Origin of the sequence: Novosphingobium sp. AAP83 (assembly GCF_001295795.1) — a bacterium.
Lineage (GTDB): Bacteria > Pseudomonadota > Alphaproteobacteria > Sphingomonadales > Sphingomonadaceae > Novosphingobium.
On the sequence record NZ_LJHY01000020.1, the window covers coordinates 181,920 to 188,176 of the forward strand.

Below are 6,257 nucleotides of genomic sequence, written 5' to 3' on the forward strand. Positions count from 1 at the left end.
TTGCCTGTGTGACCACCGAACCCCAGTTGCCCAAATTGGGCAAATTGGGTTGCCGCATCCGCCATACAACATAATTTCTAAGCAGTCATTTGTCATGATTGAGGGCTAGAATGAGTAATGTGTTGCCAAGGGGGACGAAACTGGGTGGATCGCGAACCTATCGCCCTAATCGGTTGAATGGTGCCGATGCAACACTCCCCAGCTCGGAATGTCAGAGACCCACACTATCTCAAGCATGCCCCAAGCAGGTTGTCATTGTTGACGATGACCACGACATTCTCGACGAAATATCTGAATTTCTTACCAGTTGTGGCCTTGTGACACATCCGCACGCCTCTCCGAATGACGCTATCTCGTTCATGAAGGCGCACGATTTCGATGTCTTATTGAGCGATATTGAAATGCCCGGGATGAGAGGCACGCAACTGGCGGCATGGCTCAACGACTGGCGTCCTGAAGTTCCCGTGATCTTGATCAGCGGCTTGAACCTCAAGCCCGCAGAGTTCCGCGATGGCTGGTCCTTTTTCCGCAAGCCTATCGATTTCGCTATCATTCAGAAGGCTATTGAGAACAGCGAATACCAAAGCTGCGATCCAACCGGTCCTACGTGGCATGCCCCTCCAGCAGCAAATGCAACACCAAAGCGTAGCTGACCACGATCAGTCGCGCCACACGACCATTCCGCAACCGGCGAAACACCGTGTACCCATCGCCTTAGGACAGCCAAAAACCCTGCGATAAGCTTTACGCCTTCTCGCGAAAGCTAACCACCTGTTATAGCTGTGAAAAATGGTAGCGGAGGAGGCTGTCGAATTATGCTCTAAAAATGGCTGATTTGAAGCGTTTTTTAAGCGCAGAATGCATTGATACCCCCAATGTTACCCTCACTAGGTTTGCTTTTTCCACTGGTTTAGTTTTGTGGCGTCAGAAGCGACCTCACTTTTGCGCGGATTCTCGAAAAGTCATGCCTAACGTTGCTGCAGCAGCGTCCATGCTTCAACACTAAAAGCATCCGCTAGCTTTTGAAGAACGTCAACGGTTGCCGCATACCGTGACCGCTCCAAGGCGCTGACATAAGTCCGGTCGATTCCTGCTGAATCCGCCAAATCTTCTTGCGACAAGCCAGCCTCCACACGGGCGGCACGTAAGTTAGCAGCCAAGATCTGACGCAACACCATCTTGAAGATGGCTGGCATGTGTTGCGTAGTTCGCAACGGAGTATCCGCAACGGTACGACTTCATTGTTCGCGGCGCTCGACATCGCCACCGATGCCGTCATCGGCAAGTGCTATAAACGCCATCGGGCGACCGAGTTCCTCGACTTCCTCAAGCGCATCGACGCCGCGATGCCCGACGGGCCGGACGTCCACCTCGTGATGGGCAACTATGCCACCCACAAGACGCCGAAAATTAAGGCCTGGCTGGCGCGCCGCTCGCACTGGCACGTCCACTTCACGCCGACTTCCGCTTCCTGGATCAATCAGGTTGAACGGTGGTTTGCAGAGTTGACCCGCAAGCAGTTGCAGCGCGGTGTCCATCGCTCTACTGCGGAACTCGAAGCTGACATCGCTGCCTTCATCAAGGAGCACAACGAAAACCCCAAACCCTACAAATGGGTCAAATCAGCCGACGACATCCTCGCCTCCGTCAGGCGCTTCTGCCAAAAGACAATGAGCCGAACTTCGGATTCACATGACTAGCGCCAAGGCGGTCGCCCTGTTATTGAGAAAGCCCAGTTTTTGGGTGGAGCCGCTGGAAAAATGACAAGAAAGGCGATTGCGCTCTGGCTGGCCGTAGTTTCATTTTTGGTTGCGCTTCCGGTCTTCGGTCAGGACAGAGCAGAGCTATCCAGATCGTTTTTTGTTGATGAGAGCCGAACAGCAACCATTACCGACGCAATGGATGCAGAATTTGTGCCATACGTCGGTTCGATTGCTAGGGGGTACTCGGATGCTGCACTTTGGATCAGACTGAGCATAGCAGGAAGCAACAGCCCTGAGGACTTGGCTATCGTCATAAAGCCAGCGTTTCTCCGCCGTATTGAGCTCTACGACCCTGCGATTAACGGCTTGCATGCGCCACCAGTGCTGAGTGGGCGCGATGCTTTAATAGAGGCCAATAACCATGTGGCTCTGGACAGTGGCTTTATCATTCCGTCATCCACACAGAAGCGTGACGTGTTCTTGCGCCTGACGACGACCACAACCTTGACCGCCGATGTTTTGGTTTTGCCAGCTGATCAGGCAACCAAGACTGGCTTTGTTCAAGGCAGCCTACTCGCCGTCTACATCGTATTTTTGCTGAGCTTTGGTGTGTGGGGTCTTATGGCATGGGCCATACGTCGCGACGCTCTGTACGGATTGTTTGCACTGCGCCAGCTCTTCTCATCAGCACACCTCTTCGTTTTCTTCGGATCGCTTCGCTTCTTCACTTCTAGCGTCTTCAGTCCTGATGCTCGCGATCTCATCTTCGTTGCTGTCGCCTGCACCGTCGCGTCGGTTTCTGGCATTTTTGATGTCCGATTGATTTCAGAATTCGGTGGTTCACGCCGATTAAAGCAGGCAATCTACACCATACTCTTTTTGCCACCAGTGATGTTAACCTTTGCTGCACTGGGTCATCCCCAGACAGCGTTGCAGGTTTCAGCCCTGCTTATAAACCTACAGTTCTTGCTATTGGTTACCCTGACATTTACGGCAAAGGGCTTCGGCATCAATAGGTTGGGACAACTGTCGTTGTGGCTGGTTCGTTGTGGCTATCTGGTCATGGCAACAGTCGTCGTTATTCCGATGCTGATGTATCTGGATATTCTGGGGACCAATGTTATCGTGTTTAATATTATTTTTTTGCATGCTATTATCTCGACAATCGTTCTGTTTGGCCTGCTGCTAATACGAAATCGGCAACGCGACTTTGCAGAGCAAGAAGCAAGGGTCCTGCTCAGTGTGAAAGAGGCTGAACTGCTCAAGGAAAGCAGCCGCCGTATGGAGAAAGAAAGCTTTCTGTCCATGCTCACACACGAACTGCGTAACCCGTTGAGCGTGATCCAGCTTCTGTCCAGCAGCGATAAGGCAACCGACCGGACCTTGCGACAAGCTGCAACCGACATGGCGGATGTGATCGCTCGGGTCGAACAAAGTGAGCGGATTGACGGCGGTCAGATACACGTAGAGCGGTCCCAGTTTGATCTGACTGAAATGGTCGCACAGGTTGTCCAATCTCACAAAGAACGAGACCGGGTGTCTTTCGAATATCCCGGCTCCCATATGGTGGCGTCTGATCTGGGCCTGATGGTGCATGTGTTGGAAAACCTTTTGGACAACGCCCTGAAATACAGTGCCAAAGACACAGAAGTGCGGGTTGCCGTGTCGGCAGAGGTTGCGGATGGCCACGCTGGCGTTGTCATTCGCGTTTCAAACCAGATTGGTGATGCTGGCGCACCAGATCCTGATCGCGTGTTCACCAAGTACTACCGGTCTAAACGTGCCCATCGAAAGCCGGGCTCTGGATTGGGCTTGTTTATTGTCGCACGTTGGGTTCAGGCGCTTGGTGGCAAGGTTGTGTTTGGGGTTTCAGAAACGACGGCTGGCGCACAAACGGTCACGTTTAGCGTGTGGGTGCCGAGATGAAATCATTACGTATCATGGTGATCGAAGATTACGACGCACTGCGGGAAACGATCTGTGCGGTGCTGCAAGCTGACGGTCATGAGACCTGCGGTGTGCCATCTGCGGAAGATGTGGATGACACTCCAGTCGGCTATGTGCCTGACCTCTATATCGTGGACATAAACCTGCCCGGCGAGAATGGCATCAGCTTGGCCAAGCGGATCAATCGCTCTCAGCCGGATGCTGGTATCGTCATTGTCTCAGCCCGAACAGCCTTAAGCGATCGGATTGACAGCTATAAATCTGGCGCAAATCTTTACCTGACCAAGCCCATACAGCTTGATGAGTTACGTGCCGTGGTTGGAGGCTTCGGGCAGCGTCTTGCCAACACCGAAGTGAAACACGGCGGTCACATCAGTCTGCGACCAAACAAGATGGACTTGGCGGGGCCAGCGAAGAAGGTGCGGTTGACACAGAGCGAAGTCGTGCTGCTGGCAGCATTCTCTCGCGCAGCGCAGCAGACGTTGGAACATTGGCAGGTGGAAGCGCATTTGGGAAATGGGGGAGACCTCACCAAAGGGAACCTTGAGGTGAGATTGGGACGACTGCGGAAAAAGCTGATCGCATGTGGTGCCGAGGCCCCTGCAATAAAATCCATTCGCGGCTTGGGATACCGGCTCTGCGAGACGGTAAGCATACTTAAGGAATAGTTTGTGATCTAGAGCGTTTTTCGATCATTCTGGGTGATATCCGCACGAGCTGAAGTAGATTGCGCATTCGTCGGGCTGGAAGATATCGACGAGTCTGCCGATCAGGTCCCAGAGGCCGCTGGCGGTTCGCTCACCGATGCCCGTTTGTAGCTCGACAGGTTGTCCATGATGACGACGTCACCGGGCCGCAGTTCTGGTATGAGCACCAGGGTGACATAGGCTTCGAACCAGTCGCCGTTGATCGGACCATTCAGCACCATCGGCGCGACCATGCCGGTCATCCTCGAGTCCAAGCCGATCTGGCGAGCGCCCGAAATGGCGGCTTAGCTTCGTGACGGCGTGCAAGTACGATCGTTGTGTCGACGGCGACAGGTTGCGCAGCATCATGTCGTCGATTGTACGGCGGCGCAGCGGGCTCACAGCTGTCGTGGCGGTATCAGCCATGGGATGGTCTCTTGGTCAGGGGGGTGGTCTTTAGTAACCAAACCTTCCCATCAGGAGGCCATTCCAGCCAATACGCTCTCCCCCCGCGCGTCAGCGGGTTCGTTCAATCGGCACGCGATTCAAAGCGGTCGAAAACCGCCCTATAAATACAATTCGACTTGCAGTGGGTGAATACCCTCCCGAAAGTGCACTCGGACAATCAGTTTTTTGCAGTTCTGCCCAGCGGAATGTATTTTTCCATTAATCTCATAGCTATAAAGTCAAAGGGCGCAGGTGCAGAGTGTTGGGTTTGTTTGGGTTTCTCATATGCACCCGTGATAACCGGTGCCACTTATCAATTGAAATCAAAAGTGCCGTACCTCTTCAGGTGCCTTGCCGCAGGTGCGAAACACGATGATTTCAGCTGATGTTAATTCGGAGCTATAGTACCATGCGCGTCTCGAAGCCAAAAGTTGGACAAAACGTCAACTCGCCGATCCCCGGCAAAAAAGTTGGACAAAACGTCAACGGAAAGGCCTCGAACGATCGGCTTGTTGGAACTGAATTTAACGATTCAATTTTCGGCGCAGCCGGTGACGATGTGATTAACGGTCTTGCTGGCGATGATGTGATCCGCGGTGGACTGGGCAATGATACATTGACGGGCGGTCTCGGGAACGACATTTTCACCTTCGAAAAGACCCGCGTAGAAAACGGTTTAGATACGATCACCGATCTCGGGTACAGCCGGGGTGGCAAGGGCCATGGTGGATCGGATATCCTTGATTTCTCGTCTGCGATCACAGTCAAAAAGATGACGCAAGCGATGATTGGCAACTACATCAAGGTGACAACCGACAAGGTTTTTGTCGACCTTGACGGCGCTGGGCCTGGAGGTTGGGTAGCTTGGGCCAACGTGCAAGGTCTGGCTGTTGGCGACAAGATAAACGTTCGCACGGCTGGATTTAATGGTTTTGTAACTGTTGGCGACGGCGCTGCGCCGGTTTTCGCTAAAGGACAGACGAGTTTCTCGTACAATGAGAACCAGTTGTCTGGTGCAACGGTTGCGACGGTTAATGGCTTTACCGACGATGTCGGTGTGACAGGGTACCGCTTCAGCAACAGCGGCGGAACGACTGGTACCGCGACGACGAGCGATGGTTGGTTTACCATTGGGACTGCCGGTGCCATCGCCATGACGAAATCTGGCGCAGCGTCGCAAGCAAACGATTTTGAAACGGGCGGTGCACAAACCCGAACATATTTTATCCAGGCGCGTGATGCGGCTGGCAATTGGTCGGCTGCGCAAAAAATCATACTGAGCGTGAACAACGTTGACGAGGTGGCGCCAACGATCACCAGCGCCGGCACGGCCACTGTCGATGATAACCTGGCGGCTGCCACGGTGGTATACCGCGCAGTAGCAACAGACACCGACTTCAACGCGCCCGATACCGCAGCAAGCATCACCTACAGCCTCAAGGCTGGCAACAACGACGACGCAGCGGCGTTCACG

4 protein-coding genes and 3 pseudogenes are annotated in these 6,257 nt (G+C 53.6%); 5 read left to right on the plus strand and 2 right to left on the minus strand.

Features of this window, described 5'->3' with window-relative positions:
- Positions 1–110 precede the first annotated feature (110 nt).
- Positions 111–653: a response regulator gene (locus IP81_RS19680; protein ID WP_082356114.1), complete on the plus strand. Its 543-nt coding sequence runs from the start codon at positions 111–113 to the stop codon at positions 651–653.
- A 315-nt stretch (positions 654–968) separates the two neighbouring features.
- Here IP81_RS19680 and IP81_RS11385 read toward each other — a convergent pair whose 3' ends face one another.
- Positions 969–1,196 carry a helix-turn-helix domain-containing protein gene (locus IP81_RS11385; RefSeq protein WP_231626482.1) on the minus strand — a complete coding sequence of 76 codons (228 nt, stop codon included), beginning with the start codon at positions 1,194–1,196 and terminating at the stop codon, positions 969–971.
- 27 nt (positions 1,197–1,223) lie between these two features.
- Here IP81_RS11385 and IP81_RS11390 point away from each other — a divergent pair.
- The 3 genes and pseudogenes from IP81_RS11390 to IP81_RS11400 all read left to right on the plus strand — a co-directional run.
- Positions 1,224–1,700, plus strand: a pseudogene (locus tag IP81_RS11390) (IS630 family transposase); the annotation flags it as partial.
- A 60-nt stretch (positions 1,701–1,760) separates the two neighbouring features.
- Entirely contained in the window at positions 1,761–3,629 is a 1,869-nt protein-coding gene (locus IP81_RS11395; protein ID WP_054108111.1) for an ATP-binding protein, read from the plus strand.
- Entirely contained in the window at positions 3,626–4,318 is a 693-nt protein-coding gene (locus tag IP81_RS11400) for a response regulator transcription factor (RefSeq protein WP_054108112.1), read from the plus strand. Before IP81_RS11395 ends, IP81_RS11400 begins: the two co-directional genes overlap by 4 nt.
- Before the next feature lie 24 nt (positions 4,319–4,342).
- Here IP81_RS11400 and IP81_RS11405 read toward each other — a convergent pair.
- Positions 4,343–4,584: pseudogene (locus tag IP81_RS11405) on the minus strand (IS630 family transposase); the annotation flags it as partial.
- 608 nt (positions 4,585–5,192) lie between these two features.
- On the opposite strand from IP81_RS11405, the pseudogene IP81_RS11410 reads away from it, so the two are divergent.
- Positions 5,193–6,257: pseudogene (locus IP81_RS11410) on the plus strand (hypothetical protein); the annotation flags it as partial.

What these genes read in the sequence shown, in the direction of transcription:
- IP81_RS11385 (WP_231626482.1), bottom strand. Translation starts at nt 1,196, where the DNA reads ATGCCAGCCATCTTCAAGATGGTGTTGCGTCAGATCTTGGCTGCTAAC.
- IP81_RS11395 (WP_054108111.1), top strand. Translation starts at nt 1,761, where the DNA reads ATGACAAGAAAGGCGATTGCGCTCTGGCTGGCCGTAGTTTCATTTTTG.
- IP81_RS11400 (WP_054108112.1), top strand. Translation starts at nt 3,626, where the DNA reads ATGAAATCATTACGTATCATGGTGATCGAAGATTACGACGCACTGCGG.
- IP81_RS19680 (WP_082356114.1), top strand. Translation starts at nt 111, where the DNA reads ATGAGTAATGTGTTGCCAAGGGGGACGAAACTGGGTGGATCGCGAACC.